Below are 26,177 nucleotides of genomic sequence, written 5' to 3' on the forward strand. Positions count from 1 at the left end.
CGCGGCAAACCATGGCAGAGTGCACCCATGAACACTTTTGCGATCACCAATGCACATGTCGTCCCGATCATCGGGGAACCGTTCACCGGGACCGTCGTGGTCACCGGATCCGTCATCACCGCGCTGGGCCCCGCGGCGAAGGTCCCGGCCGGCGCGCAGGTCCTCGACGCGGACGGAGCATGGCTGCTGCCCGGGTTCATCGACGCGCACGTGCACCTGGGCATGCACCCGGAGGGCGAGGACGGTTCCGGAGCCGACGTGAATGAGATGACGGACCCGAACATGGCAGCGGTGCGCGCCATCGACGCCGTCGACCCCTTCGACCCCGGCTTCGACGATGCCCTTGCCGGCGGGGTGACCACCGTGAACGTGAACCCCGGGTCCGGGAACCCGATCGGTGGACAGACCGTGGCGATCCACACGCACGGGCGCTACGTCGATGAGATGGTGCTGCGGGCCCCCAGCGGCATCAAGTCGGCCCTGGGCGAGAATCCCAAGCGCGTATACGGGGCCAAGGACAAGACGCCCTCCACCCGGCTGGGCACCGCAATGGTGATCCGCCAGGGGTTCATCGAGGCGCAGAACTACCTGGCCGCCAACGACCCGGACAAGCGCGACGCCAAGCTCGAGGCCCTGGGCATGGTGCTGCGCCGGGAGATCCCGTGGCGCCAGCACGCCCACCGCACCGACGACGTGGCCACCGCGCTGCGCCTGGCCGCGGAGTTCGGCTACGAGCTGGTCCTTGACCACGGCACCGAGGCGCACGTGATCGCCGATGTGGTGGCCGCCGCCGGGGTGCCGGTGCTCATCGGCCCGCTGTTCACCACCAAGTCCAAGGTGGAGCTGCGCGGCCGCTCGCTGGCCAACCCGCGCCGGCTCGCCGAGGCCGGGGTGGAGATCTCGATCATCACCGACCACCCGGTGATCCCGATCAACTTCCTGATCCACCAGTGCACGCTGGCGGTGAAGGAGGGCCTGGACCGGGACACCGCGCTGCGCGCCGTGACGATCCACCCGGCGAAGGTGCTGGGGCTTGCGGGGCGCATCGGTTCGCTGGAAGCCGGCAAGGACGCGGACCTGGTGCTGTGGAGCGGGGATCCGCTCGATGTCTTCTCCCGGGCGCTGCGCGTGTGGATCGGCGGGAAGCAGGTCATGGAATACGATGCGGCCACCCGCACCCCTGTCGTGGCCGCCCGCAAGGTCGTGCCCGAATAGGCGCAAGCCGGCCCGGAGCCCAACCACGCGAGGTGCGTGCCTGGCGGAATGTCCCGTCGGGCACGCACCTCGCGTGGTTGCTGCGGCCTGGTGCCTACAGCCGGGCGAAGGCCTGCTCGAGGTCGGCGAGCAGGTCGGCGATGTCCTCGATGCCCACCGAGAGGCGCAGCAGGTTCACCGGAACGGCCAGCTCGGTGCCCTTCACCGAGGCGTGGGTCATCTCCGAGGGGTAGTTCATCAGCGATTCGATGCCGCCCAGGGACTCGGCCAGGGTGAACACGCGGGTCGCCTCGGCCACGGTGCGTGCCGCGTCCTCGCCACCGGTGAACTGCACCGAGACCATGCCGCCGAAGCCGCTCATCTGCTTCTTGGCCAGCTCGTGCTCCGGGTGGGACTCCAGGCCCGGGTAGTGCACGGCCTCGACCTCGGGGCGCTGTGCCAGCCAGCGGGCCACGGCCATCGCGTTCTCCGAGTGGGTGCGCATGCGCACGCCCAGGGTCTTCAGGCCCCGGGTGGTCAGGAACGCGTCCATCGGGCCGGAGACCGCGCCGACGGCGAACTGGATGAAGCCGATGGCCTCGGCCAGCACCGGGTCCTTGACCACCACGGCGCCGCCGACCACGTCGGAGTGCCCGCCGATGTACTTGGTGGTGGAGTGCACCACCACGTCCGCGCCCAGGTCCAGGGGCTGCTGCAGCGCCGGGGAGGCGAAGGTGTTGTCGACCACCAGCAGGGCGCCGGCATCGTGGGCGATCTTGGCGACCGCAGCGATGTCGGTGATGCGCATCATCGGGTTCGAGGGGGTTTCCACCCAGACCAGGCGGGTCTTGTTGGCCGCAATCGCTGCCTTGAGCGCGGCGTGGTCGGACATGTCCACCGGGGTGTTGCCGATGCCCCAGCCCCCAAGCACCCGGGAAATGAGCCGGTAGGTTCCGCCGTAGGCGTCGTTGCCCAGCACGATGTGGTCCCCGGGTTCGGCCAGCGCGCGGATCAGCGAGTCCTCGGCGGCCAGGCCCGAGGAGAACGAGTAGGCGTGGGTGCCGTGTTCCACCGCGGCGAGCTGTTCCTGCAGGGCGTCGCGGGTGGGGTTTCCGCCGCGGCCGTATTCGTAGCCGGCGCGCAGGTTGCCGATGCCGTCCTGGGCATAGGTCGAGGAGAAGTGCAGCGGCGGGACCACGGCCCCGGTGCGCGGCTCGAACGCCTGCCCGGCGTGGACGGCGCGGGTGTTGAATCCTTGGATGTTCTCAGTCATGAAAGGGGAGCCAACTTTCTTAGTGGGTGAGGTAGGTGAGCAGGTCGTGGCGGGTGACGACCCCGGCCGCGGCCCCGTCGTCGGTGACCAGCAGGGCGTCATGCTGGGAGAGCTGTTCCTTGGCCCGGTCAATGGTTTCGTGGATGCCGATCAGCGGCAGCGCGGTGGCCACCAGCGGGCCCACCGGGTCGGTCAGGGAGATCTCGTTGCGGAAAAGCTTTTCGGTCAGCGTGCGCTCGTCGATGTAGCCGCGGACCTCGCCCAGGCGCACCGGGGGTTCGGCGGAGAGCACCGGCAGGGCCGAGACCCCGTATTCGCCCATGATGCCGATCGCGTCGCGGACCGACTCGTTGGGGTGGGTGTGGACCAGCGCCGGCAGGCCCGCGGGCTTGGCGGCCAGCAGCGCACCGACGGTGTCCGTGGCGTCGTCGCGCAAAAAGCCGTAGGAGCGCATCCAGGCATCGTTGAAGATCTTGCCCAGGTAGCCGCGCCCGCCGTCGGGCAGGATCACCACGAGAATGGCCTCGGCCGGAAGGTCCTTGGCCACCTGCAGGGCGGCAACCACGGCCATGCCCGAGGAGCCTCCCACCAGCAGGCCCTCCTCCTTGGCCAGGCGGCGGGTCATCGCGAACGCGTCCGCGTCGCTCACGGCGATGACCTCGTCGGGGACCTTCGGGTCGTAGTTCCCCGGCCACATGTCCTCGCCGACGCCCTCGACGAAGTAGGGCCGGCCGGTGCCCCCGGAGTAGACCGAACCGTCCGGGTCCACGCCGATGACCTTTACCGGGCCGGCGGCGCGGTCGGCGGAGATGTCCTTGAGGTAGCGACCGGTGCCGGTGATGGTGCCACCGGTGCCGGCGCTGATGACCACGTGGGTCAGCGTGCCGTCGGTGTCATTCCAGATTTCCGGTCCGGTGGTTTCGTAGTGGCTGGCCGGGGCCGCGGGGTTGGAGAACTGGTCGGGCTTGTAGGCCCCGGGGATCTCGCGCACCAGGCGGTCCGAGACGCCGTAGTAGGACTCGGGGGAATCGGGGGCGACCGCGGTGGGGGTCACCACGACGTCGGCCCCGTAGGCGCGCAGCACGTCGCGCTTTTCCTCACCGACCTTGTCGGGGGTCACGAAGATGGTCTTGTAGCCCTTGAGCTGGCCGACCATGGCCAACCCCACCCCGGTGTTGCCGCTGGTGGGTTCCACGATCGTGCCCCCGGGGAGCAGCTGCCCGGCGGCCTCGGCGTTTTCCACCATCTTCAGGGCGATGCGGTCCTTGATGGATCCGCCGGGGTTCAGGTATTCCAGCTTGACCAAGACCGTGGCCTCGATGTCGGCGGTGACCGAATTGAGCTTGACCAGCGGCGTATTGCCGATCAGGTCCAGGACTGTGCGCGCATACTTCATGGCGCCACTCTACCGGCGCGCCGTCACATTGAAGACGCCGTTCGTAGTGAATCTTCATGCGCCGAAACGCGGTGGCCCGGTGGGAGTATGGAGCTATGCCCGATTCGTCAGCAACAGCCTTGCCGGGGTGCGATGCGCACGCCTCGTGGAAGCCGCACCGCTCGTATTCGCTGCGCCAGTCCCTGGGCATCCTGCAACGCGGTGCCGGCGACCCGGCCGCCAAGGTCACGGACTCAACGGCCTGGCTGTGCTTCCACGCCCCGAGCGGACCGGTCACGCTTCTGGCCAGGCACCCTGCGGGTCGCGACACCGAGGTCTTCCTCAAGGCCTGGGGCCCGGGCGCGGAGCATGCGGTGGAGCGCGGGCTGCATCTGCTTGGCGCCTACGACGACTGGCGCGCCTTCGACGCCCCTGAAACCTCGGCGTTGCTGCACCCGGTGGTGGCCCGGAGCAGGAAGTTCAATCCGGGCCTGAGGTTTCCATCCACCGGGCGGGTGTTCGATGCACTGCTGCCGGCCATCCTCGAGCAGAAGGTCACCGTTACCGAGGCCCACTTCGCCTGGCGCCACCTCTGCCTTGCCGTTGGCGGGATCCCCCCGGGTCCCGCACCGGCGGACATGCGATTGCCCCCGTCCCCGGCGGCCATCCGTTCCTTGCAGCCGTGGCAATGGCACCAGGCACGTGTGGATTCCAAGAGAGCTGCCACCGCGGTTCGTGCGGCGGAGGCCGCCGCAAGCCTCGAACGCTGGGCGCTGCTGGAGCTGGGGGCCGTGCGTGAAAACGTGATGGGCGAAGGGACCCTGGCCGCCGCGCTGGGATCGATTCCCGGGGTGGGCCCGTGGAGCGTTGCCGAGGTGCTGCAGCGCACCCATGGCGCGCCCGACCATGTGTCGGTGGGTGACTACCATCTGGCTGCATTCGTCGGCCAGGTGCTCACCGGCCGTCGGGTGGATGATGCCGGGATGCTGGGGTTGCTGGAGCCATTTGGCGGGCATCGTCAGCGTGTGGTGCGCCTGATCGGCCTTTCCGGGCAGCGCAAGCAGTCCTTTGGTCCTCGGCTGGCGCCCATGGACCATCGACACCGCTAGTGAAGTGTGGAAGCTACTTGGCTTCGGCTTCCTGCTGGGCGATCTGTGCGTGGACCTGCTGCATGTCGATGCCCTTGACGGCAACCACAAGGTCGTCCAGCTGCGAGGCATTCATGGCACCGGGCTGCGAGAAGACCAGCACCTTGTCGCGGAAGGCCATCAGGGTGGGGATGGAGGTGATGTTCGCGGCGCGCGCCAGGCCCTGTTCGGCTTCGGTGTCCACCTTGGCGAACTTCACATCGGTGAATTTCTCGGAGATTGCGTCGTATACCGGGGCAAACTGGCGGCAAGGTCCGCACCACGCTGCCCAGAAATCTACGAAGACAATGTCATTTTCTTCCAGCGTCGTCGTGAACTCAGACTCGGTGATATTGATAGTAGCCATGTACCAACGGTACCGCGTGATGCCCTTGGTGCCGCAGTCGGGCCCGGGTTTTCGGCGTGCATCGCCCCTGTCCACGACGGCACGGGGCCGGCGGTGGATACTTATCCACAGATTCGCGGCTTCGCCCCCACGGGCTTTCGCACGACCTTATGCTCGAAGGAATCCTCGTCACCACCCGAAGGAGGCCGCCATCGACCGCACCACCAAGGAACCCACGGGCATCGCAGCCCCATCGGGTTCGCCAGAGCGCCCAGCTCCCCTGTCGGGAGCACCGGTTCCATGGATAACAGGAAGGATGCATCCGGGCCGCGGCCGTATTTTCGGGAAGGCGGCAGGATGCCGACAAGGACATGACACGCTGCACATTGTTGCTGGTAACCACGGGAGGGTCCGGACGCAAGGCGCTCTCCGAGGGAATGCTGTTGGCCGAGCGCTACGTCGATGCGCTCCCCATGGATTTGGCCATCGTCGAGTCCACGCCGTTCGCGGTCGCCCCGTCGTTGCGGATCCAGGAACGGGTGTCTGTTCCCGTTCCGCTCGAAGACAGCTCGGCCGCGGCCACGTCCGTTGGCCCGCTGCAGGCCATCTGGGACGGGAGCCGGTGGCTCACTCCCGGATCGTGCCCTCCCGGGCCGCGGGATGGCAACGGGGCCACCGAATGGCAGTGGGCCCACTATCACGCGGTGTTGGGGGCCCCGAAGGACTCGATCATGTTGCTCTGGGACATCTATGTGGTGCCGATGAGCGAGCAGATGGCGGCCTGAAACTTGGGTGGCCGGGGAATTGCCACAGGATGTTGATGTGGGTCGCATCCCGGGGTGCCTCTTCGGTCCGCCCAACCCTCGTTGCCCGTGTGACTTGCGTCAACGTCTGGAGGGCATGAAAAAAGTCCGTGTTCGAATCCTGGGATTCGAACACGGACCTTGTTCATTCGGTGGCAGATACTGGATTCGAACCAGTGAAGGCGTTGCCAGCTGATTTACAGTCAGCCCCCTTTGGCCACTCGGGTAATCTGCCGAATGTTCTCTTCGGAACGAGTAGAAACTCTACATGCCTTTTTCCCAAAAATAAAATCGGGGGCCTCCCGAGGGGTAAACCTCCGGTTTTTCGGCCATTTGCGGCTCCCCGGTATTCTTGTAGGCAAAGCACACATTCCCTACTACGAGGAGGCTCACATGGCGAGCGATTCAACTTTTGATGTTGTCAGCAAGGTCGACAGCCAGGAGGTGTCCAATGCAATGAACCAGGCACAGAAGGAAATCGTCCAGCGCTACGACTTCAAGGGCATCGGTGCCGAGATCGACTTCAGCGGCGAGAAGATCCTGATGAAGGCAAACTCCGAGGAACGCGTCAAGGCCGTTCTCGACGTGTTCCAGTCCAAGCTGGTCCGACGGAACATTTCCCTGAAGTCCCTGGAAGCCGGCGAGCCGTTCGCCTCGGGCAAGGAATACCGCATCGAGGCCGAGATCGTCGAGGGCATTGCCCAGGACGTGGCCAAGAAGATCAACAAGCTCATTCGCGACGAGGCGCCCAAGGGCGTGAAGTCCACCATCCAGGGTGACGAACTGCGCGTGTCTTCGAAGTCCCGCGATGACCTGCAGACCACCATGGCGTTGCTGCGCGGCTTTGAGGAAGCAGACCTGCAGTTCGTGAACTTCCGCTAAGCGGATCTTCCGCTCCCCCGGGCCCGCCGTATCCAAGAGGAAGGATGTCCGGGACCACCATTGGTGGTTCCGGACATCCTTCCTTTTTGCGTTAACGATGGGTGTCGGGCCGGGTTTCGTGCCCTCAGGAAAACAGCGACTGCCCCAGGTACTGGCCTTGGGAGATTCCCGGAGGCACCGCAAAGAGACCGGATCCGGTGTGTTTCAAGTACTCCACGAGCGCATCGTTCTTGGCCATGGCGTTTTGCATCGGCACATAGTGCGTGCGCGGGTCGATGACGAAGGCAATGAAGAAGAGCCCGGCGTCCAGCCGGCCCAGTCCGTCGGATCCGTCGGTGTAGTTGAATCCGCGGCGCAGCATCTGCACCCCGCCGTTGGCCGAGGGGTGGGCAAGTGCCACGTGTGAATCCACCGGCATGATCGGTCCGCCGCGTCCGGGCATGGCGAAGTCGGGTTCGGAGAATTCCGTGCCGCCGGACAACGGCGCCCCCTCGCGCTTGGTCCGGCCGAAGATGGTTTCCTGCTCACCCAGGGACGTCCTGTCCCAGGTTTCGATGTGCATGCGGATGCGCCGGGCCACCAGATAGGTTCCCCCGTTCATCCACGCTTCGTTTCCAGTGTTGCCGCCGACCCAGACGTGCGTATCCAGCGCCTTTTGCTCCTCGGCCTTCAGGTTTGCCGTGCCGTCCTTGAACCCGAAGAGGTTTCGCGGGGTCATCTGGCTGGTGGAGGTCGAGGAGGTGCGCCCGAACCCGATTTGGGACCATCTCACCCGGGCCCGGCCAAATCCGATGCGTGCCAGGTTGCGGATGGCGTGGACCGCGACCTGCGGGTCGTCGGCGCAGGCCTGGAGCACGAGGTCTCCCCCGCTGCGGGCTTCCTCCAGCGCGTCGCCGGGGAAATGCGGCAGGTCGATCAGTGCGGCGGGGATGCGCCCCTGCAGCCCGAAGCGCGGCCCGCGGGAATCCTCGAAGAGGGACCGCCCGAAGCCGACGGTGACGCTCAGGTGGCTGGCTGGCAGCCCGATGGCCTCGCCGGTGTCTTCCGGCGGGGCATCGTAGCTGCCGCCGGTCGCACCGAACTCCCCGACGTCCGCGCCCTTCATCAGGTGCTCGATGGCAGCCGTCCAGTCCTTCAGCAGCGACACGAGCTCGTCCCGGCTTTCGACCGTGACATCGAAGGCCGCGATGTGCATGCGGTCCTGCATGGGGGTTGCGATGCCGGCCTGGTGCTGCCCGTGGAACGCGACGATGTCATCGGCCTGCGCTCCCGAGGAGGCTTCCGCGCCCAGGACAGCATGTCCCAGCGCCCCCGCGGCGATTCCGAGACCGCCGGCCCCGGCGGCGACCAGCAGCGAACGGCGGCTGGGCGCGGCCTTGGGCGCAGCCTCGTCAGGCTGGGTGTTCTGGCCCGGGCCCTTGGCACCGGTGGTGTTCCTGCCGCGCATGCTTCCTACTTCACCACGGCGGCGGTCAACTTGGACAGCGGCTCGGCCAGCGCGTCAACCGCGGCGCTCAGTTCCTGCACCTGGGCCTGGTCCAATTCGTCGTAGAACTCGAAGCCCTGGCCCTTCTTGTGGCCGTCGAGCAGCTTCTGCAGGGCGTCGAAGTTCTTTTGCAAGGTGGCGTCGAGATCGGCGTCGGAGTCGGTCAGCAGCGGCTTGAGGTCCTCGTAGGCGATGCGGGCGCCATCGACGTTGGCCTGGAAGTCCCAGAGATCGGTGTGCGACCAGATTTCCTCCTCGCCGGTGACCTTGCCGGTGGCAACCTCGTCGAGCAGTTCCTTGGCGCCGTTGGCGAGCTTGTCCGGGGTGTAGGTCAGCTCGCGGGTACGTGCGTAGAGTTCCTCGGTGTCGGCGACCATCTTGGTGGCCAGCGCGGCCCGCTCGGCATCGCTCATGGCCTTGTAGCCGGAGGCCGGAGGCCAGAGGTCCTTTTCCGCGCGGTGCCATCCGGTCCAGTCCTGCCCCTTTTCCAGGTCCGCCTCGCGGGCGTCCAGGATCGGGTCGAGGTCGCCGAAGGATTCGGCGACCGGTTCGATGCGTTCCCAGTGCATGCGCACGTTGGGGTAGAGGTCCTTCGCGGTGGCGGTGTCCCCCGCGGCGAACGCCTGGGCAAAGTCCTTGGTGCCGGTGAGAAGCTGTTCGGTTTGGTCCTTGACATAGGCGGCGTACAACGTGACGGCCTGCTTCTGCTTTTCGGCCCGGTCGGTGCTGACGCTCTGGCCCGCCGGTGCCGCACCCAGGGCAAGCTCGGCCCGGATGCCGTCTCCCACCATGCCCGGCTTGCAGGCGGTGATGTAGTTGCCTTCGGGAGCCACCACGACCAGGTCGCGGCTCAGGCCCGGGCCGATGTTTTCGACTTCACCGATGATCCGCAGCCCGTCCTGGGCCAAAAGGTAGAACTCGGTGACCTGGGTGCCCTCGTTCTTGACGGTGAACTTGACCGTTCCGCCCGGCGCGCTGGTGGTCGAGAGCGTGCAGGCGTCTGCAGTGCTGGTGACCGCGATGGCCCCGTCGCCATCGGCCTCGGGTGTGTTGGTGGTGCAGCCGGTGATGGACAGGGCTGCCACGGACAGTGCCGCGGTGATCTGCAGCGGGAGAGCGAGTTTCATGAAGGTCCTCGGGATTGGGTGCGAGAGGGTGTCAGGCGGAGACCGGCTGCGGGGATGCTGCCCGCTTGGCTCCATTGTGGGTGTGGATCTTGCGGAAATAAAGGATTGTCACCGGCACGACGTAGGCGACCCAGGTGGTGGCCTCGACCCAGGTGGTGGCGGGCGAGAAATTGAAGATGCCCTTGAGCAGGGTGCCGAGGAAGCCGGAGGGGGCAATGAGGTGCGAGACATCGAAGGCGAGGTGGTGCAGGCCCGGGAGGATTCCGGCCTCCTGCAGGTCATGCACTCCGTAGGCCAGGACGCCGCCGGCGACGACGATCAGCGCGGCCCCGGTCCAGGTGAAGAACTTCGAGAGATTGATGCGCAGCACGCCGCGGTGCAGCAGCGCACCGAGCACCACGGCGACCAGGATTCCCAGGGTGGCGCCCAGCAGCGGCTGCCAGGTTTCCCCGGTGGCCCGCGTCGCGGCCCAAAGGAACAGCGCGGTTTCCAGGCCCTCGCGCCCCACGGCCAGGGCAGCGACCAGCACCAGCGCCCAGCCCGAACCTTCGGCGGCTTCATCGACCTTGCCGCGCAGGTCGCTGGCCAGCGTCTTTGACGCGCTCGCCATCCAGAAGACCATCCAGGTCACGAATCCGACGGCGAGGATCGACAGTCCTCCGCCGATGGCTTCCTGGGCCTCGAAGGTCAGGCCCCGCGGCCCGAAGGTCAGCAGAGCTCCGAAACCCAGCGAGACGGCGATTGCGACCGCGACGCCGGTGAAGATCCGCGGGATCAGCGCGGTGCGTCCGCTTTTGCGCAGGTAGGCCAGCAGGAGGACAACGAGGAGTACCGCTTCAAGGCCTTCGCGCAGGCCGATAAGGAAGTTTCCGGTCATATCTGGGGTACCTTCGTGGTTCACCGCCGGTCGCAAGGGGCCTGTGGGGCAGGTCGCTGGTTGGACTTAGGCGTGGCTGGGTTCAATAGGCCATGCACCTATTGCCTAATGAGGTTACGCCCGACTTAGTTCCCGCCGCAAACCGAAATCCGTTGCGATTCGGACGCCGCACAACGCGCCACGACTGCCCTTGGGCGACAAAACGACATTTCACTTGGGCGGATAAGGAAGCGCCCGGGAAAATGCCGATCCCCGAAGATTGCGTGGAAAGTAGAGGCCCCGGCCCATGATGCTTCCGCAGCCGAAACTCCGCGGCACGGCAAAGGCGGTTCCCAAAGGGAACCGCCTTGACGTTTGCTTGTTCGGTGTTGTCCGCCGGGTCAGTAGCCCAGGGACTGGCCTGCCATCTTTTCCAGCCGGGCAATGCGGTCGTTCATCGGCGGGTGGGTGGCGAAGAGCTTCTTGGCTCCGCCCAGGAAGGGGTTGGCGATCATCAGGTGCGACGTGTTCACCAGGCGCTGGTCGTCGGCCGGCAGCGGTGCGCGCTGAACCCCGCCCTCGAGCTTGCGCAGGGCCGAGGCCAGCGCCAGCGGGTCGTTGGTCAGCTTGGCCCCGTCCTCGTCCGCGTCGTATTCGCGGGTGCGGCTGATGGCCATCTGGATGACGGCGGAAGCCAGCGGGGCGAGCAGCGACATGGCGATCAGGGCGATGGGGTTTGCGTTGCGCCGGTCCCCTCCGCCGAAGAAGAGCATCATCTGCGCCACGGAGGTGATGACACCGGCCACGGCAGCGGCAACCGAGGAGGTGAGGATGTCGCGGTTGTACACGTGCATGAGTTCGTGGCCCAGCACCCCGCGCAGCTCGCGCTCGTTGAGAAGCTGCAGGATTCCCTCGGTGCAGCAGACCGCGGCGTTTTCCGGGTTGCGCCCGGTGGCGAAGGCATTGGGGGCGTTGGTCGGTGAGACGAAGAGGCGCGGCATGGGCTGCTGGGCGGCAACCGAGAGCTCGTGCACGATCCGGTACATGGCCGGCTGGTCCGCCTCGGTGACCGGGTAGGCCTGCATCGAGCGGATCGCCAGCTTGTCGGAATTCCAGTACCCGTAGGCGGTGGTGGCCACACCGATAAGCGCGAAGATCCAGATGAAGCTGCTGCTTCCGGTTCCCGACGCCAGCAAGGCACCAATGGCCAGCAGCAGCGCGAACAGGCCGCCGAGCAACCCCGCCGTCTTCAGGCCGTTGTTGTGATTGTGCACTGCGGTTCACTCCTCGTTAGACGTTCCGGACTTGCCGGATCGATGCTTGCATATAGTTTACTAAGATCTACTGTGTGCTGGCTTTGTTCCCGCTGGGGCCCGGCTTTCAGGATCGTGGGCACCTGGCGTCGTATCGCAGGAACCCCGGTTCCCAGCGCATCAAGGAGGCCGCCACCACGATGCACGCGACGCCGCCGACCAACAGCGTGGTGCCCTCACCCAGCCCGCTGGCCACGGTCCCGGAGAGCATCTCCCCCAACCGCGGCCCGCCGGCGACCACCACGATGAACACCCCCTGCAGCCGTCCGCGCAGGTGGTCGGGGGTCGCGGTCTGCAAGATCGTGGTGCGGAAGACCGAGGAAATCGCGTCCGCGACCCCGGCCAGCGCCATGCAGGCGGCGGCTGGCCAGATGCACACGCCGGCCGAACCGTCGGCGGGGATCGGTCCGCGTGCGGCCAGGATAACCACCACACCGAACAGGCCGATGCTTGCGCCCCACACGCTGACGCAGACGAACACCGCCACGCCCTGGCGGTGGATGCGGCCCACCGGCCCGGAGAACAACCCGGCCAGGAACGCGCCCATGGCGGTTGCCGCAAGCAACAGGCCCATGGTCAGCTCGCCCCCGCCGATCAGCACCGCGCCGATGGCCGGCAGCAGCGCGCGCGGCGCGGCGAGCACCATGGCCGCCAGGTCGATGAGGAACGTCATGCGCACGTTGGGCTGGGAACCCAGGAACCTGAACCCCTCAATGACCGACCGCAGCCCCGCCTTGGCCGGGGTGCCGGAGGGAGGCAGCGACGGCAGCTTGTACACGGACCAGACGGCGGCGGCGTAGGTGAGCACATCGATGGAGTAGGTCCAGCCAAAACCGACCTGGGCGACCAACAGCCCGCCGAGCAGCGGGCCGACCATCTGGGCGATGCCGAAGGTGACCATGTTCAGCGAGTTCGCCGCCGGAAGCAGCTTCAGGCCCACGATGGCCGGGATGATGGCCCCGCGGACGGGCTGGTTGATGCCGCCGGCCGCCGAGTGGATGGCCACCAGCCCGTAGAGCACCCAGACGTTGTCCACGCCCAGCCAGGCCTGGGCCGCGATGGCGGCGGTGGCCGCCCACAGCACCAGCGCGGAGCCCAGGGCGACCTTGCGCCGGTCATGCGCATCGGCGATCGATCCGCCGTACAGGCCCGTGAGCACCAGCGGCACCAGGGCGAAGGCACCGAGCAGCCCGACGTGAAGGCTGGAGCCGGTGAGCGCATAGACCTCGAGACTGACCGCCACCAGCGTGAGCTGGCCGCCGACCGCCGCGAGGGCATTGCCGATCCACAGCCGCTTGAATGCGGGGCTTTCGCGCAAGGGGGTGAGGTCAGCCAGGAGTCGTGCCACGAATCGAGTCTAGCCACCGGCGCCACGCCGAAACGACAGCTATCTTGACATATTCAAAATAAGAAGGTGGAATGGATCACATGGACTATTCGGCGCAGATGCGGGACCTCGGCCTGCGGGTTACCCGCGGCCGCCTTGCCGTGCTCGAGGTCCTGGACGAACACCCGCACTCCTCGGCGGAGAAGGTTGTCGAGGCGGTCCACCACGCGTTGCCCGATGTTTCCATCCAGTCCGTTTACAACGTGCTTAATGATCTGACGGAGCAGGGCATGCTGCGCCGCTTCAGCCCCCCGCACTCGCCGTCCCTGTACGAGACCCGCGTGAACGACAACCACCACCATGCCCTATGCACCAGCTGCGGCCGGATCGAGGATGTGGAATGCGCGGTGGGCCACGCCCCCTGCCTGACCCCCTCGGACAGCCATGGCATGGTCATCCAGATTGCTGATGTCCTCTACCAGGGCATCTGTGAAGACTGCAGGAAGACCGGCGCCGCCTAGCTGCGCTCCGGGACACCGGCAGAAGAGTTACCAACCCACAATGAAGGAGAATCTCTTGAGCGAGAACTTCACCACCACCCAGTCCGGTGCCCCGGTCGCCAGCGACGCACACTCGCTGACCGCAGGTCCCGACGGCATCACCGCGCTTCACGACCGCTACCTGGTCGAAAAGCTCGCCTCGTTCAACCGCGAGCGTGTCCCGGAGCGCAACCCGCACGCCAAGGGCGGCGGAGCCTTCGGTGAACTGGTTATCACCGAAGACGTTTCGAAGTACACCCGTGCCGCGGTCTTCCAGCCGGGCGCCACCTCCGAGACGCTGCTGCGCTTCTCCTCGGTGGCCGGCGAGCAGGGCTCCCCGGATACCTGGCGCGACGTGCGTGGTTTCGCACTTCGCTTCTACACCACCGAAGGCAACTACGACATCGTCGGAAACAACACCCCGGTGTTCTTCATCCGCGACGGCATCAAGTTCCCGGACTTCATCCACTCGCAGAAGCGCCTGGGCGCCTCCGGCCTGCGCGATGCCGACATGCAGTGGGACTTCTGGACGCACTCCCCCGAGTCCGCACACCAGGTGACCTACCTGATGGGCGACCGCGGCCTGCCGACCTCCTGGCGCGAGATGAACGGCTACGGCTCGCACACCTACCAGTGGATCAACGCCGAAGGCGAGCGCTTCTGGGTGCAGTACCACTTCCACTCCCGCCAGGGCGTGCACAACATGTCCAACGAGGAAGCCGAGAAGCTTGCCGGCTCGGACGCCGACTACTACCGTCGCGACCTGTTCGACAACATCGCCGCCGGAAACTTCCCGACCTGGGATGTCTCGGTGCAGATCATGCCGTACGAAGAGGGCAAGACCTACCGCTTCAACCCGTTCGACATCACCAAGACCTGGTCGCACAAGGACTACCCGTTGATCCCGGTCGGCCACTTCACGCTGAACCGCAACCCGCAGAACTTCTTCGCCGAGATCGAGCAGGCAGCCTTCTCGCCGTCGAACCTGGTTCCGGGCATCGACATCAGCCCCGACAAGATGCTGATGGCCCGCGTGTTCTCCTACCCGGATGCACAGCGCAACCGCATCGGCACCAACTACAACCAGTTGCCGGTCAACCAGCCGCACGCCTCCAAGGTCACCACCTACATGCACGAAGGTGCCATGCAGTACACCTTCAACGCCCCCGAGGCCCGCGTCTACACCCCGAACTCCTTCGGCGGACCGGAAGCCGACGCAGCACGCGCCGGTGAAGGCAGCTGGGAAAACGACGGCGAGCTCGTGCGCGCCGCAGCGACCCTGCGCTCCGAGGACGACGACTTCGGCCAGGCCGGTACCCTGTACCGCGATGTCTACACCGCCGAGTCCAAGGAACGCTTCCACGCGAACCTCCTGGGCCAGTGCAACGGCATCACCATCGAGTCCATCCGCGAAGGCTTCTTCCAGTACTGGACCAACGTCGATGCAAACCTCGGCCAGATCCTGCGCGACGGCTACGCAGCCGGCATCGCAGGCTCCACCGACGGTGCAGCTGAAATGGCCGGCAAGGCCTAACCCGCCCCTGGCATGCACCAAGTAACAACGGTTCGGCCCGGCCTCCCCGCACTGGGGAGGCCGGGCCGAACCGTTTCATGCTGCCAACCCGCCAGGCGGGCCTGGCCCGGGCCTCGAGCCGGTTCCGATGGACATCCGGCCGCTGCAACGGCTGCCGGGAAGCCTTTCGGAATCACGCAAGAACAAGGGCCCATGTTCTCCGCTACTTCGGAAAACACAGGCCCTTGCGCTATACAGTCTAACCTCGGGAAATCTTGACCATTTCCTCGCGCTCCACAACCTTCACGCGGGCGCGCTCCACCGGACCGTTTGAGGTCTGTGCCGGGGAGGCTGCGGCACCCAGGGAAATCTCGTGCGCGTCCAGCTTTTTCCAGCCGTCCCAGGTCGTGTACCGGACACCGCGGGATTCGAGCAGCTCGATGATCGCGTCCTCGCCCGGGTTACCGGCCACCGGCAGCGACAGGCGGTCCTCCAGCAGGTTCCCAATGGTCTCGAGGGCGTCACCCTTGGTGTGGCCAATCAGGCCAACGGGGCCGCGCTTGATCCATCCCGTTGCATAGAGACCCGGAACGTGGGCGCCATCGGCATCAAGCACACGCCCGCCCTCGTTGGGGATGACACCGCGGCGTTCGTCGAATTCGAGCTCCGCCAGCTCCGAGCCGAGGTAGCCGATTGCACGGTAGACGGCCTGGACCGGGTAGTCGATGAACTCGCCGGTGCCCTTGACGTTCCCGGTGCCGTCGAGCTCCTGGCGCTCGAACCTGATGCCCGCAACCTTGCCGTCTTCGCCCATGACCTCGACGGGGTTGTGCAGGAAATGAAGGTGCAGGCGCCGCGAGGCACCGGTGTCCTGCTCCTCGACGATCCAGTTGGTCAACGTGTTGACCATCGTCTTGACCTGGTTGTTGGACTTGATCAATGCGTCCGAGGCCTCGTCGAATTCGAAGTCCTCGGGGTAGAGCACGATGTCCACGTCGCGGCTGTGGGACAGCTCGCGCAATTCCAGCGGGGTGAACTTCACCTGTGCCGGGCCGCGGCGGCCGAAGATGTGGACGTCGGTGACCGGCGAACCCTTAAGGCCCTCGAAGACGTTGTCCGGTATTTCGGTGACCAATAGGTCCTCGGGGTGCTTGGAGAGCACGCGGGCCACGTCCAGGGCCACGTTTCCGTTGCCAAGCACCGCGATCTGCTTGGCTTCCAGCGGCCAGGTGCGCGGCACGTCCGGCTGGCCGTCGTACCAGGAGACGAAGTCGGCCGCGCCGAAGGATCCCTCAAGGTCGATTCCCGGGATGTCCATGCGGGCGTCCTTGATGGCGCCGGTGGCAAAGATGACCGCGTCGTACATGTCGCGGATGTCGCGCAGCGTCAGGTCCCGGCCGTAGGTCACGTTGCCCAGGAAGCGGATGTCGCCGCGGTCAAGCACCTTGTGCAGGGCGTTGACGATGCCCTTGATGCGCGGGTGGTCCGGGGCGACGCCGTAGCGGATCAGCCCGTACGGGGCCGGGTAGGCGTCAAGCAGGTCGATGCTGACCTCGAACTCGCGCTCTGCCTTGGTCAGGATGTCGGCAGCATAAACGCCGGCCGGACCTGCCCCGATAATGGCGACACGGAGCGGGCGTACTGCTGAATCGGACACGAGGGAGGTTCCTTCCGGAGAATGATCACTGGACAGCGCAAATAGCGCACACACAACTAGTCTAATTGGCACCGGTCGCCGAACGTGAACCATTGTGGGGATGCTCACGCCCTGGGTGCCCTGCCCCCGCTTGCTGCGGGCAATCAGCACGTTCCGGCACCGCCTCCGGGCCTCCGGCGGGCGCGGGCCCGCGATAGGCTCACATAGAAGGGGCAAGACGTGCCCCAACACGACGCCAAACACCCATGCTACCCGTGAGCATCGTGAACCGGCGCCTGGCCGACCCAAGACCTGCGCGAATCCCTGACGGGTTCGCGCGCCCGGAATGGAACCAATGCACGCCCTGTTGAGTCGATCATGACCCAAACTCCGTCCACAGCAACGGCCACCGCCATCGCGGGCGGGCCCGCCGCCGAACGCACCAGGGGCCTGCTCCAGGGCCTGGGTGCGTACGGTCTGTGGGGACTGCTCCCGCTGTATTTCCTGACCATCGCCATCGCCTCCCCCTGGGAGATCGTTGCCAGCCGCATCGTCTGGTCGCTGGTTTTCTGCGCGATCCTGTTGACCGTGACCAAGAACTGGGGGCGTTTCCTCGCGCTGGGCCGTGACCGCCGGGCGATGGTTCGCTTGGCGGTGGCCTCGGTGCTCATTGCGGTGAACTGGTTGACCTACACCTATGCGGTGCTCAACGGGCATGCGGCGGAGGCCGCCCTGGGATACTTCATCAACCCGCTGGTATCCATTGCCCTGGGCGTGATCTTCCTGAAGGAAAAACTGCGCAGGTTGCAGTGGGTGGCCATCGGGTTCGGGCTGGCAGCGGTCATCACGCTCACCTTTGCCTACGGCAACGTCCCCTACGTCGCGTTGACTCTGGCATTTTCCTTCGGCTTGTACGGCTTTGTGAAAAACCGCGTGGGCCGCACCGCCACGGCGCTGACATCCCTGAGCATGGAAACAGCGATCCTCGCCCTCCCTGCCCTGGGGTTCCTGGTCTGGCTGGTCGCCTCGAACACCGACACGGTTCTTTCCGCCGGGCCGGCGCACTTCTGGCTGCTGGCCGCCAGCGGCATCATCACTGCCGTCCCGTTGCTGCTCTTCGGGGCCGCGGCGCGACGCCTGCCGCTGACGACGCTGGGCACCTTGCAGTTCCTGGCCCCGATCCTGCAGTTCATCGTGGCCCTGGTGGTCTTCAATGAACCCATGCCGGTGGAACGACTGATTGGTTTTGCACTGGTCTGGGTCGCGGTGGCCATGCTGTGCATCGACATGGCCCGACAGCCGCGCAGGCTCACCCCGACACGGGTTTCCTAGCCGGCTTCCGGGCGCGCTGATCCGGGGATGTTCGTTTGGAACCGGGCGACCAGGCACCTCGGGCCATCGACGCCAGGAACGTTCGGGCGGACACAAAAAAGGGATCGATCCGGTTGTCCAAAGCCCTGGACAGGCGGATCGATCCCTTTCTTGGTCTGGCGCCAACCCCTGGGCTAGGCGTTGGCGCGGATCGCACCTTCGAGGACTTCGAACGCCTCGGCCAGCAGCTCGTCGCTGATGACCAGCGGCGGCAGCAGGCGGATGACGTTGCCATAGGTGCCGCAGGTGAGGATCAGCACGCCGGCAGCCAGGCAGTCGGCGGCGATCTTCTTGGTGATCTCCGCATCCGGCTCGGTGCCGCCGGCCTTGACCAGCTCGATGGCCACCATGGCGCCGCGGCCGCGGATGTCACCGATGACCGAAACCTCGGAGGCGATCTTGCGCATGCGGGTGAAGAACTGCTCTTCGATCTCGCGGGCGCGGGCCGCGAGGTCGTGCTCTTCCATGTACTTGATGGTTTCCAGCGCCGCCGCGACGGCAACCGGGTTGCCGCCGTAGGTGCCGCCCAGGCCGCCGGGGTGGACCGAGTCGAGCAGTTCGGCGCGTCCCACGATGCCCGACAGCGGCATCCCGCCGGCAATGCCCTTGGCCACGGTGATGATGTCCGGGACGATGCCCTCGATGTCGGAGGCGAACCACGCACCGGCGCGGCAGAAGCCGGCCTGCACCTCGTCGGCGACGAAGACGATGCCCTGTTCCTTCGCCCATTCGGCGATGCGGCCCAGGAAGCCCTCGGCCGGGACGATGAAGCCGCCCTCGCCCTGGATCGGCTCGATGATGATTGCAGCGATCTGGTCGCCGCCGATCTGCTTCTCCATGGCCAGGATGGCGCGCTCGGCGGCTTCCTTGCCCGAGATGTTCGGGTTTTCCTCGCGGTACGGGTAGCTCATGGGCATGCGGTAGATTTCCGGTGCCAGCGGGCCGAAGCCGCGCTTGTACGGGGCAGCCTTGGCGGTCAGGCCCATGGTGAGGTTGGTGCGGCCGTGGTAGGCGTGGTCGAAGGCGACGACGGCCTGGCGGCCGGTGGCCACGCGGGCAACCTTGATGGCGTTCTCCACGGCCTCGGAACCGGAGTTGAAGAAGACTGCCTTCTTGGCGTGGGTTCCCGGGGTGATTTCGGCAAGCTTCTCGGCCAGCTCGACGTAACCCTCGTACGGGGTGACCATGAAGCAGGTGTGGGTGAAGCGGGCGGCCTGGGCGGCCACGGCGGCGGCGACCTTCTCGTTGGAGGCGCCGACGGACGTCACGGCGATGCCGGAGCCCAGGTCGATGATGGAGTTGCCGTCGACATCGACGATGATGCCGCCATCGGCATCCGCGACGTACACCGGCAGCGCGGAGGCCACGCCCGCGGCGACGGCGTTGGTGCGGCGTGCTGCCAGCTCCACCGACTTCGGTCCGGGGAATGCGCCGTTGATCTGTCGTTTTTGTTCAATGCGGTAGGTGATGGCCATGAACGTTCAGTCCTTTCCCGGACCCGGTTCCCCCTGGTTGCGCCGTGCGGCGGCAATGGCGACGAAGACGCGCGGGGAAACCCGGTGATGTGGTGGTGTTTTCTACCTCGAAGCCTACGCGGTGGCACGGAGCGCCCGCCAGTGAACTTGGCACAGTCGGCTTCGCGCGGCGCAGTGCAGATGCACAGCCCTCCACCGTCCCCAAACGGGCGCGGGCCCGGGCCCCGGGGTCGATTCCCCGGGGCACGGGCCCGCGCGTGGTGCGTTTGTTCGGCGTTAGAGTTCCGGCGCGATGTCTTCGGGTAGCTGGTCCTCGTCTTCGGGGTGCCGGGACAGGTTGACCAGGGAGAGCGCAAGCCCGCCCCAAATGGTCAGCAGCGCGATAACCAACATGGTGATGGCGATGGGTGTCATGATACTTTTTCCTCATCTTCGTCTGCGGCGATCGCAGCATATTCGGGGTCGTCAACCTTGGATTTGCGGCTCCAGGGCACGAGCGTCAGGATGACCGCCACGACGACGAGGGCTCCGGCCATGCCCCACCCGTAAATGGCCAGGAATTCCACCGGGTAGCCCTCGTAGGGCTCGGTGATCTTGGTGACGAACTCGTTGTACAGCATGTAGGCCAATGCCAGCGGTGCAACGACGCCCACCAGGACCATCCAGGTCCGGCGCATCTTGACCGTGGAGGTCCGGTTCAGGTGCGTCGAGAGCAGCGGGAGCTTGCGGAACACCCAGGAGATCAGCACAACGGCCACCAGCGCGCCGGCGAGGATGCCGAAGCTGTTGACGAAGGCGTCGAAGGTGTCCAGCAGGTACAGGCCTGTCACCGTCGGGAAGAGCACGATCGAGATCAGCGCAACCGGGACGCACACGGACACCGCAGAGGCGACACGGCCCCAGCCCGTCTTGTCCTGCACGGCCGCCACGATGACCTCGAGGATCGAGATCAGCGAGGTCATGCCGGCGAACACCAGTGACCCGAAGAAGAGCACGCCCATGAGCGCCCCGAACGGGGCCTCCGAAACGATGGTTGGGAAGGCGATGAAGGCCAATCCGACGCCTGCCGTGGCGACCTCGTCGATGGCGCTGCCGGCGGCCTGGGCCATGAAGCCCAGCGCCGCGAAAACGCCGATGCCGGCGAGGATCTCGAACCCGGAGTTGGCGAACGCGACGACCATGCCGGAGCCCGTGAGGTCGGTCTTGCGCTTGAGGTACGACGAGTAGGTGACCATGATGCCGAAGGCAACCGAAAGCGAGAAGAAGATGTGGCCGTAGGCGGCGGCCCATACGCCCGGGTCGCCCAGTGCTTCCCAATTGGGGGTGAAGAACGCGTTCAGGCCGTCAATTGCGCCCGGCAGGAACAGCGACTGAACCACCAGAAGCACGAACATGACTACGAGCAGCGGCAGGAAGATGCCGTTGGCTCGCGAGATGCCCCTACGCACTCCGGCAACCATGATCACGATGATCACCAGCCAGACGACCAGCAGCGGCCAGAAAATACCCGGGACGTACTCGAGCTTTACCCCCGGGACGTCGGCGACTTGCAGGAAATCCCCCATCAGGAAGCCTGCCGCGTCATCACCCCATGCCTTGGTGACCGAGAACCAGGTGTACATGGCTGCCCAGGCGATGATGACTGCGTAGTAGATGGCGATGATGAAGCACACCAGCACCTGCCACCAGCCCAAGACCTCGGCACCACGGTGCAGTCGCCGGTATGCCAAAGGCGCGGAGCCACGGAACTTGTGTCCGATTGCGTAGTCAAGGAAGAGCAACGGGATGCCGGCACTCAGAAGCGCCGCCAGGTACGGGATGAGGAAGGCGCCGCCGCCGTTGTCGTAGGCGATGTAGGGGAAGCGCCAGATGTTACCCAGGCCGACGGCGGAGCCGATGGCGGAGAGGATAAAGAGTTTTCGCGACGAGAAGGTTTCCCGGCGCTCCTGGGCGGGTTTTCCGCCCTGGACTGAAGATGGAGTGGTCATGGATCAACGTTACCCAAGATTGCCTCCCAATTTGTGAATTGAATCCCTTAAGTGGTCGCTTCCGGCCATCCTTGTAGTACGAGTGCACAAAAGATCTCCTAGTATTAGTGCATGGCGATCACTCTGTTGAAACTTCTTGAGTCCGGCACCCTTGGACTCAAGGCCCACACCGACATCTCCGGGGTGGGACACAAACCCATCGAGTGGTCGGCCGTGACCGAGCTGCGCGACCCCTCCCCCTTTCTCAGCGGAGGGGAAATCGTGCTCACCACGGGCCTGCGGCAAAACACGATTGCCAACCAGGAGGCCTTCGTCGCCACGGTCCACGGCGCAGGCGCCCTGGCGCTGGGCTACGGGACCGGCCTGAGCCACCGCAGCGTCCCGGCCGCGGTGATCCGCAAGGCCACCGAGCTGGGCCTGCCCGTGTTCGAGGTCCCCTATGAAACCCCTTTCGTCGCCATCACCAAGCTCATCGCCGACGCCTTGAACGACGACCACCTCAAGCGCCTCGAGCAGCTTCTCCAAGGCCACCAGAAGCTCGCCTCCACCCTGCTGACCGGCGGGTTGCGGGCCATGTTGCGCGAACTGGCCCGGATGTTGGGCACCGCGGTGGCCCTGACCCAATATGCCGCCCGGATCCACGGACCCGAATTGGGCGACGATTCCTGGCACGAGGTGCCCATCGCCACCGGGCTGCGGGACAAGTGCACCCTTTACCTGTCCGAGCCCTACGAGCATGACGGGTTGGTGCACTATGCCCAGGGCCTGATCGGCCTGGAACTTGCCAACCAGGCCAGGCTGCGCGAATCCAACCGCTTGGTCGCCGGGCAGGCGTTCTCCGACCTGATGGCCGGAACCCTCAAGGGCTCGGAGGCCAACGCGCGGCTCCAGGGAATCGGCGTTGTCCCCAGCCAGCCGCATTCGGTGGTACTGGTCGCCGCGTCCCCGGGCAAGGAAAAGGCCCTGCGTACCCTGCCCATCCCGCCGCAATTCGAGCACATCGTCTCGGCCATCGTCGAGGACCGGCTGGCATTGGTGGTGGCACGCAACGACGGCACCGAGGTCGCCGATGGGATCGACAGCTACCTCCAAGGTGCGGGCATCGGGGCGCGTGTCGGGTTCGGCGGCGGCTACACCCAACCCAACGGCCTGCGCTGGAGCTTCTTCGAGGCCATCGAGGCGCTGCGCCACGGCGAACGCATCAACACCCCTTCCAAGCTGTCACTGACCTCGCTGCTGCTGGCCGCCCGCGACGTTCCGCTGCAGGCCCTGGCGCAAGAGGCCCTGGAGCCGCTGCAGGTCTTTGACAAGAAGCACTCGGCCGAGTTGTTGGGCACATTGCGCAGCTATCTGGAACTCGACGGAAGCGTCGGCGCCGTGGCCGAGGCCCTGGGGTTGCACCGGAACACCGTGCGCTACCGGCTGCAGCAAATCAGCGAACTCTCCGGCTACGACCCCACCACCACCGCGGACCGGGTGCAATTGTGGCTGGCGCTGACCGCCTTGGACCTGAACTAGGGCGCCGGCCGACTAAGATGGTTGGCATGGCTGAAATGTTCCTTGAGAAGTTCCGTTCGCTGGTTCCGCTTTACCTCGAGGACGAGTGGCAAGTCGAAGACGGACTGACCGAGTCCGAAATCGAAGACGCCCTGTCCGAGGTCGGCTCCCCCATCCCGCTGGTCCTGCGCGAGTTCTACATGGCCCTGGGCGGCTGCGAGGACCTCATGGAGGCCTACCATTACTTCTTCGACCCCGACGAGCTCGAGATCGAAGACGGCTACCTCTTGTTCCTGGAGGACGAAGAGGAAAAGTACGTGTGGGGCATCCGCGTGGACCAGCTCGAGGTCCCGGACCCGATCGTGTACCGACGCCAGAACGCCCGCGGCATCTGGAAGTCCGAGGAAGGCACCTTCAGCGAATACGTCCTGGACATGTTCAGCTGGGTGTTCGACGAGCTCTCCCCCGAGCTGAACAACTAACGCACCCCTCTCATGGGCGGATTGTGGAAATCGCATGCCCCGCAGGGTTATGCCTGCCCGTTTTGCGAGCTGCTGGCCGGCGGTGAGCTCTCGGAGGGCAATCTCTGTGTGCCCTCGGACTTGATCTATCGCACCGAATCCGTCGCGGTCATCATGGCCTGCGACGGCTTCGGGCCCTACGGCGGGCATGCCATGGTTATCCCGGTCCAGCACCACGAAGCGCTCTACGACCTGCCCGACGAGGCGGCCGCGCACATCATGTTCGAAACCAGGCGCATCGCCTTGGCCATGAAGCATGCCTGGAACCCGGAAGGCACCAGCACCCGCCAGCACAACGAGCCGGCAGGGAACCAGCACGTCTGGCATTACCATCAGCATGTCTTCCCGCGCTTCCCCGGCGACAACCTCTACGGGCACCTGCGCCACCGCGTATCGGTGGAAGAACGCGCGCAAAAGGCCGCCCGGTTGCGGGCGGCCCTTGACGAGGCGAACCTTTGGGGAGAAACCCCCGAAGGATTCGGTTCTTAGTTCTTGGTGTCCAACCCGGCCTAGAGCTCGCGGGTCACCACGGCGTCGGCAAAAGCGGCCAGGGATTCCTTGACGGTTCCCTCCGGCAGCGGTGCCAGGGCCTCGATTGCGGCATCGGCCCAGTGCCGGGCCACATCCCAGGCCTGGTTGGTGGCGGGATTTGAGGCCACCGCGGCAACGGCGCTGGCCAGCGCGGCGTCCTCGGTCAGGTCCCCGTCCACCAGCTCCAGCACCTTCGCCGCTGCGGTGTCCCCGGCCGCTGCGGCATCGCGCATCAGCAGGATCGGCAGCGTCGGGACGCCCTCACGCAGGTCGGTGCCCGGGGTCTTGCCCGAACGGACCTGCGCGCCGGTGACGTCGATGACGTCGTCGGCAACCTGGAAGGCCACCCCGACCTTCTCGCCGTAGGAGCGCAGCACCTCCACGTATTGCGCCACCCCGCCAAAGAGCGCGCCGAAGGCACCGGAGGTGGCCAGCAGCGATGCGGTCTTGTCGGAGATCACGTTCAGGTGGTGCTCGATCGGGTCGTCGTTCTCGCGCGGGCCGACCGATTCGTGGAGCTGGCCAAGGCAGAGCCGCTCGAAGGTGCGCGCCTGCATGGACACGGCCTCCGGGCCAAGCTCCGCGCCGATCACCGAGGCGCGGGCGAAGATCAAGTCGCCGGTGAGGATGGCCACGGAGTTGCCCCAGACCTCGTGCGCGGTGGGAGCGCCGCGGCGCAGTGGCGCCGAGTCCATGACGTCGTCGTGGTAAAGCGTGGCCAGGTGGGTCAACTCCACGATGGCAGCGGCCTTGATGACGTCCTCGGTCACGCCGTCGCCCAGCAGAGATGTGAGGATCACCAGCAGGGGCCGGATGCGCTTGCCTCCGGCCTCGACCAGGTGGCGGCTGGTGGCATCGATCAGCGGGTCGGAATTGGCGATCGCGTCGCGCAGCAGCTTCTCGACCTTGGCCAGCCCTGTGGCGATGGCGGGACCGAACTCGGGGTCCTGGGCGATGAGCCCAAAACCGCCGGGAAGGTTGACCGCGGCGGCCAGCACGCTGGTTTCCGGGTTCAAATCGAAGGAGTCGTGCACGCCGTGTCCGGCAGCTGTCCAGTTTGTCTGGGAATCGGTCACTGTTCTAAGACTTACTATCTCTCGACGGTCGGCTCCAGGGGCGGCGTGTGGCCGATTCTGGGTGCTGGTCGGTTGGCACCAGCTGCTCAAGTACAAGGTTCACTCTATCGCCATTCACCGCGCCGGCTCCCTTTGTGCCGGGATCGCGGCAGGTCGAGGACGCCAGGGAGCATGCGTTTGGCCATTCTCAGGCCTGGGGCTTGGTGGCCCGATGCACCGCCACGATGCCTCCGGAGAGGTTGCGGTAGCGGCAGTTTTCCCAGCCGGCTTCCTCGATCCACGAGGCCAGCCCGTCCTGGGTGGGCCAGGCACGGATGGATTCGGCCAGGTAGACGTAGGCTGCGGGGTTTGAGGAAAGCTTGGTGGCCACCGGCGGCAGCGCACGCATCAGGTACTCGGTGTACAGGGTGCGGAACGGGGCGAACGTGGGGTGGGAGAACTCGGCAATGACCAGGGTACCGCCGGGCTTGGTCACACGCAGCATTTCCGCCAGTGCCTGCTTCGGCTCATTGACGTTGCGCAGCCCGAAGCTGATGGTGGAGGCATCGAAGCTGTCGTCGGCGAAGGGCAGGTTGGTGGCGTCCCCGGCAACGAAGTCGATGTCTGGGCGGCGGCGCTTGCCGACCTTGAGCATGCCCTGGGAGAAATCGCATGCCACGACGCCGACTCCGGCATCCGCGTACGGTTCCGAGGAGGTTCCGGTGCCAGCGGCCAGGTCAAGGACCCGCTGGCCGCGCCTGGCGCCCACCGCCTCGACGACGACCTTGCGCCATCGCCGGGTTTGGCCCAGGGAGAGGACGTCGTTCATCACGTCGTAACGCGCGGCGACATCATCAAACATGGCTTGGACTTCTTCGGGGCGCTTTTCCAGCGATGCACGGCTCACCGTTTCATTGTTGCAAAGTTCCCCGGCATCGGGAA

The 26,177-nt window shown here is 66.0% G+C and carries 24 protein-coding genes and 1 tRNA gene; 10 read left to right on the forward strand and 15 right to left on the reverse strand.

All coding sequences use genetic code 11. The annotated features are described in order from the left end of the window. The first annotated feature begins 27 nt into the window (after positions 1-27). Complete coding sequence (locus tag DQ353_RS08305) at positions 28-1,215, forward strand: amidohydrolase (RefSeq protein ID WP_113762287.1); 1,188 nt, start codon at positions 28-30, stop codon at positions 1,213-1,215. 94 nt (positions 1,216-1,309) lie between these two features. Here the strand turns inward: DQ353_RS08305 and DQ353_RS08310 are convergent, their stop codons facing one another. Further along, a complete protein-coding gene (locus tag DQ353_RS08310) occupies positions 1,310-2,467 on the reverse strand; it encodes a cystathionine gamma-synthase (RefSeq protein WP_113762288.1) in 1,158 nt (385 codons plus the stop codon). A gap of 19 nt (positions 2,468-2,486) precedes the next feature. Then, on the reverse strand, positions 2,487-3,863 hold the full coding sequence (locus tag DQ353_RS08315; protein ID WP_113762289.1) for a cystathionine beta-synthase: 1,377 nt from the start codon (positions 3,861-3,863) through the stop codon (positions 2,487-2,489). Between the two features lie 95 nt (positions 3,864-3,958). On the opposite strand from DQ353_RS08315, the gene DQ353_RS08320 reads away from it, so the two are divergent. Beyond that, the gene (locus DQ353_RS08320; RefSeq protein WP_113762290.1) at positions 3,959-4,951 is read left to right on the forward strand and encodes a DNA-3-methyladenine glycosylase family protein; all 993 of its coding nucleotides are present in this window, start codon (positions 3,959-3,961) and stop codon (positions 4,949-4,951) included. Positions 4,952-4,964: 13 nt separating this feature from the next. Here the strand turns inward: DQ353_RS08320 and trxA are convergent, their stop codons facing one another. Continuing rightward, the gene (trxA, locus tag DQ353_RS08325; protein ID WP_113762332.1) at positions 4,965-5,336 is read right to left on the reverse strand and encodes a thioredoxin; all 372 of its coding nucleotides are present in this window, start codon (positions 5,334-5,336) and stop codon (positions 4,965-4,967) included. Between the two features lie 350 nt (positions 5,337-5,686). On the opposite strand from trxA, the gene DQ353_RS08330 reads away from it, so the two are divergent. Then, positions 5,687-6,100 carry a hypothetical protein gene (locus tag DQ353_RS08330; protein ID WP_113762291.1) on the forward strand — a complete coding sequence of 138 codons (414 nt, stop codon included), beginning with the start codon at positions 5,687-5,689 and terminating at the stop codon, positions 6,098-6,100. Positions 6,101-6,271: 171 nt separating this feature from the next. Here DQ353_RS08330 and DQ353_RS08335 read toward each other — a convergent pair. Next, a tRNA-Tyr gene (locus tag DQ353_RS08335) sits at positions 6,272-6,353 on the reverse strand. 158 nt (positions 6,354-6,511) lie between these two features. Between DQ353_RS08335 and DQ353_RS08340 the strand changes: the two genes are divergently transcribed. Beyond that, entirely contained in the window at positions 6,512-7,000 is a 489-nt protein-coding gene (locus tag DQ353_RS08340; protein ID WP_113762292.1) for a YajQ family cyclic di-GMP-binding protein, read from the forward strand. A 124-nt stretch (positions 7,001-7,124) separates the two neighbouring features. Here the strand turns inward: DQ353_RS08340 and efeB are convergent, their stop codons facing one another. The 5 genes from efeB to DQ353_RS08365 form a co-directional block, all read right to left on the reverse strand. Then, complete coding sequence (efeB, locus tag DQ353_RS08345; RefSeq protein ID WP_113762293.1) at positions 7,125-8,447, reverse strand: iron uptake transporter deferrochelatase/peroxidase subunit; 1,323 nt, start codon at positions 8,445-8,447, stop codon at positions 7,125-7,127. Positions 8,448-8,452: 5 nt separating this feature from the next. Further along, the gene (gene efeO, locus DQ353_RS08350) at positions 8,453-9,613 is read right to left on the reverse strand and encodes an iron uptake system protein EfeO (RefSeq protein ID WP_113762294.1); all 1,161 of its coding nucleotides are present in this window, start codon (positions 9,611-9,613) and stop codon (positions 8,453-8,455) included. A 31-nt stretch (positions 9,614-9,644) separates the two neighbouring features. Next, on the reverse strand, positions 9,645-10,490 hold the full coding sequence (efeU, locus tag DQ353_RS08355) for an iron uptake transporter permease EfeU (RefSeq protein WP_113762295.1): 846 nt from the start codon (positions 10,488-10,490) through the stop codon (positions 9,645-9,647). 380 nt (positions 10,491-10,870) lie between these two features. Continuing rightward, on the reverse strand, positions 10,871-11,743 hold the full coding sequence (htpX, locus tag DQ353_RS08360) for a zinc metalloprotease HtpX (RefSeq protein ID WP_113762296.1): 873 nt from the start codon (positions 11,741-11,743) through the stop codon (positions 10,871-10,873). A gap of 106 nt (positions 11,744-11,849) precedes the next feature. Further along, positions 11,850-13,130: an MFS transporter gene (locus tag DQ353_RS08365; RefSeq protein WP_113762297.1), complete on the reverse strand. Its 1,281-nt coding sequence runs from the start codon at positions 13,128-13,130 to the stop codon at positions 11,850-11,852. 71 nt (positions 13,131-13,201) lie between these two features. Between DQ353_RS08365 and DQ353_RS08370 the strand changes: the two genes are divergently transcribed. Further along, a complete protein-coding gene (locus DQ353_RS08370) occupies positions 13,202-13,630 on the forward strand; it encodes a Fur family transcriptional regulator (RefSeq protein WP_113762298.1) in 429 nt (142 codons plus the stop codon). Positions 13,631-13,670: 40 nt separating this feature from the next. Further along, a complete protein-coding gene (locus tag DQ353_RS08375; RefSeq protein WP_502696387.1) occupies positions 13,671-15,182 on the forward strand; it encodes a catalase in 1,512 nt (503 codons plus the stop codon). Positions 15,183-15,420: 238 nt separating this feature from the next. Here DQ353_RS08375 and DQ353_RS08380 read toward each other — a convergent pair whose 3' ends face one another. Next, on the reverse strand, positions 15,421-16,818 hold the full coding sequence (locus tag DQ353_RS08380) for an FAD-dependent oxidoreductase (RefSeq protein ID WP_113762300.1): 1,398 nt from the start codon (positions 16,816-16,818) through the stop codon (positions 15,421-15,423). 357 nt (positions 16,819-17,175) lie between these two features. Here DQ353_RS08380 and rarD point away from each other — a divergent pair, with 357 nt between their 5' ends. Then, entirely contained in the window at positions 17,176-18,129 is a 954-nt protein-coding gene (gene rarD, locus DQ353_RS08385; protein WP_113762301.1) for an EamA family transporter RarD, read from the forward strand. A 173-nt stretch (positions 18,130-18,302) separates the two neighbouring features. On the opposite strand, the gene gabT is transcribed toward rarD, so the two are convergent. The 3 genes from gabT to DQ353_RS08400 form a co-directional block, all read right to left on the reverse strand. Further along, positions 18,303-19,643, reverse strand: coding sequence for a 4-aminobutyrate--2-oxoglutarate transaminase (gene gabT / locus DQ353_RS08390; RefSeq protein WP_113762302.1), 1,341 nt, complete (start codon positions 19,641-19,643; stop codon positions 18,303-18,305). Between the two features lie 276 nt (positions 19,644-19,919). Beyond that, positions 19,920-20,057, reverse strand: coding sequence for a methionine/alanine import family NSS transporter small subunit (locus DQ353_RS08395; RefSeq protein ID WP_113762303.1), 138 nt, complete (start codon positions 20,055-20,057; stop codon positions 19,920-19,922). Continuing rightward, entirely contained in the window at positions 20,054-21,631 is a 1,578-nt protein-coding gene (locus DQ353_RS08400) for a sodium-dependent transporter (protein ID WP_113762304.1), read from the reverse strand. The genes DQ353_RS08395 and DQ353_RS08400 overlap by 4 nt, the downstream gene beginning before the upstream one ends. A gap of 111 nt (positions 21,632-21,742) precedes the next feature. Here DQ353_RS08400 and DQ353_RS08405 point away from each other — a divergent pair, with 111 nt between their 5' ends. Genes DQ353_RS08405 through DQ353_RS08415 form a run of 3 tightly spaced genes read left to right on the forward strand, consistent with a single transcriptional unit; the run spans position 21,743 to position 24,138 of the window. Then, entirely contained in the window at positions 21,743-23,149 is a 1,407-nt protein-coding gene (locus tag DQ353_RS08405; protein ID WP_113762305.1) for a PucR family transcriptional regulator, read from the forward strand. Between the two features lie 26 nt (positions 23,150-23,175). Continuing rightward, on the forward strand, positions 23,176-23,610 hold the full coding sequence (locus tag DQ353_RS08410; protein WP_113762306.1) for an SMI1/KNR4 family protein: 435 nt from the start codon (positions 23,176-23,178) through the stop codon (positions 23,608-23,610). Between the two features lie 12 nt (positions 23,611-23,622). After that, a complete protein-coding gene (locus DQ353_RS08415) occupies positions 23,623-24,138 on the forward strand; it encodes an HIT family protein (RefSeq protein WP_113762307.1) in 516 nt (171 codons plus the stop codon). 20 nt (positions 24,139-24,158) lie between these two features. On the opposite strand, the gene DQ353_RS08420 is transcribed toward DQ353_RS08415, so the two are convergent. Next, positions 24,159-25,256 (reverse strand): polyprenyl synthetase family protein, encoded by a 1,098-nt coding sequence (locus DQ353_RS08420; protein WP_113762308.1) that lies wholly within the window; start codon positions 25,254-25,256, stop codon positions 24,159-24,161. 187 nt (positions 25,257-25,443) lie between these two features. Then, positions 25,444-26,142, reverse strand: a complete 699-nt coding sequence (locus tag DQ353_RS08425; protein ID WP_113762309.1) for a demethylmenaquinone methyltransferase — start codon at positions 26,140-26,142, stop codon at positions 25,444-25,446. Positions 26,143-26,177: the final 35 nt, after the last annotated feature.

Source organism: Arthrobacter sp. AQ5-05, assembly GCF_003287975.1.
Lineage (GTDB): Bacteria > Actinomycetota > Actinomycetes > Actinomycetales > Micrococcaceae > Paeniglutamicibacter.

Bases quoted from the DNA above. Each gene is read 5' to 3' on its own strand.
- DQ353_RS08305 (WP_113762287.1), top strand. From the start codon at position 28: ATGAACACTTTTGCGATCACCAATGCACATGTCGTCCCGATCATCGGG.
- DQ353_RS08310 (WP_113762288.1), bottom strand. From the start codon at position 2,467: ATGACTGAGAACATCCAAGGATTCAACACCCGCGCCGTCCACGCCGGG.
- DQ353_RS08315 (WP_113762289.1), bottom strand. From the start codon at position 3,863: ATGAAGTATGCGCGCACAGTCCTGGACCTGATCGGCAATACGCCGCTG.
- DQ353_RS08320 (WP_113762290.1), top strand. From the start codon at position 3,959: ATGCCCGATTCGTCAGCAACAGCCTTGCCGGGGTGCGATGCGCACGCC.
- trxA (WP_113762332.1), bottom strand. From the start codon at position 5,336: ATGGCTACTATCAATATCACCGAGTCTGAGTTCACGACGACGCTGGAA.
- DQ353_RS08330 (WP_113762291.1), top strand. From the start codon at position 5,687: ATGACACGCTGCACATTGTTGCTGGTAACCACGGGAGGGTCCGGACGC.
- DQ353_RS08340 (WP_113762292.1), top strand. From the start codon at position 6,512: ATGGCGAGCGATTCAACTTTTGATGTTGTCAGCAAGGTCGACAGCCAG.
- efeB (WP_113762293.1), bottom strand. From the start codon at position 8,447: ATGCGCGGCAGGAACACCACCGGTGCCAAGGGCCCGGGCCAGAACACC.
- efeO (WP_113762294.1), bottom strand. From the start codon at position 9,613: ATGAAACTCGCTCTCCCGCTGCAGATCACCGCGGCACTGTCCGTGGCA.
- efeU (WP_113762295.1), bottom strand. From the start codon at position 10,490: ATGACCGGAAACTTCCTTATCGGCCTGCGCGAAGGCCTTGAAGCGGTA.
- DQ353_RS08370 (WP_113762298.1), top strand. From the start codon at position 13,202: ATGGATCACATGGACTATTCGGCGCAGATGCGGGACCTCGGCCTGCGG.
- DQ353_RS08375 (WP_502696387.1), top strand. From the start codon at position 13,671: ATGAAGGAGAATCTCTTGAGCGAGAACTTCACCACCACCCAGTCCGGT.
- rarD (WP_113762301.1), top strand. From the start codon at position 17,176: ATGACCCAAACTCCGTCCACAGCAACGGCCACCGCCATCGCGGGCGGG.
- gabT (WP_113762302.1), bottom strand. From the start codon at position 19,643: ATGGCCATCACCTACCGCATTGAACAAAAACGACAGATCAACGGCGCA.
- DQ353_RS08395 (WP_113762303.1), bottom strand. From the start codon at position 20,057: ATGACACCCATCGCCATCACCATGTTGGTTATCGCGCTGCTGACCATT.
- DQ353_RS08400 (WP_113762304.1), bottom strand. From the start codon at position 21,631: ATGACCACTCCATCTTCAGTCCAGGGCGGAAAACCCGCCCAGGAGCGC.
- DQ353_RS08405 (WP_113762305.1), top strand. From the start codon at position 21,743: ATGGCGATCACTCTGTTGAAACTTCTTGAGTCCGGCACCCTTGGACTC.
- DQ353_RS08410 (WP_113762306.1), top strand. From the start codon at position 23,176: ATGGCTGAAATGTTCCTTGAGAAGTTCCGTTCGCTGGTTCCGCTTTAC.
- DQ353_RS08415 (WP_113762307.1), top strand. From the start codon at position 23,623: ATGGGCGGATTGTGGAAATCGCATGCCCCGCAGGGTTATGCCTGCCCG.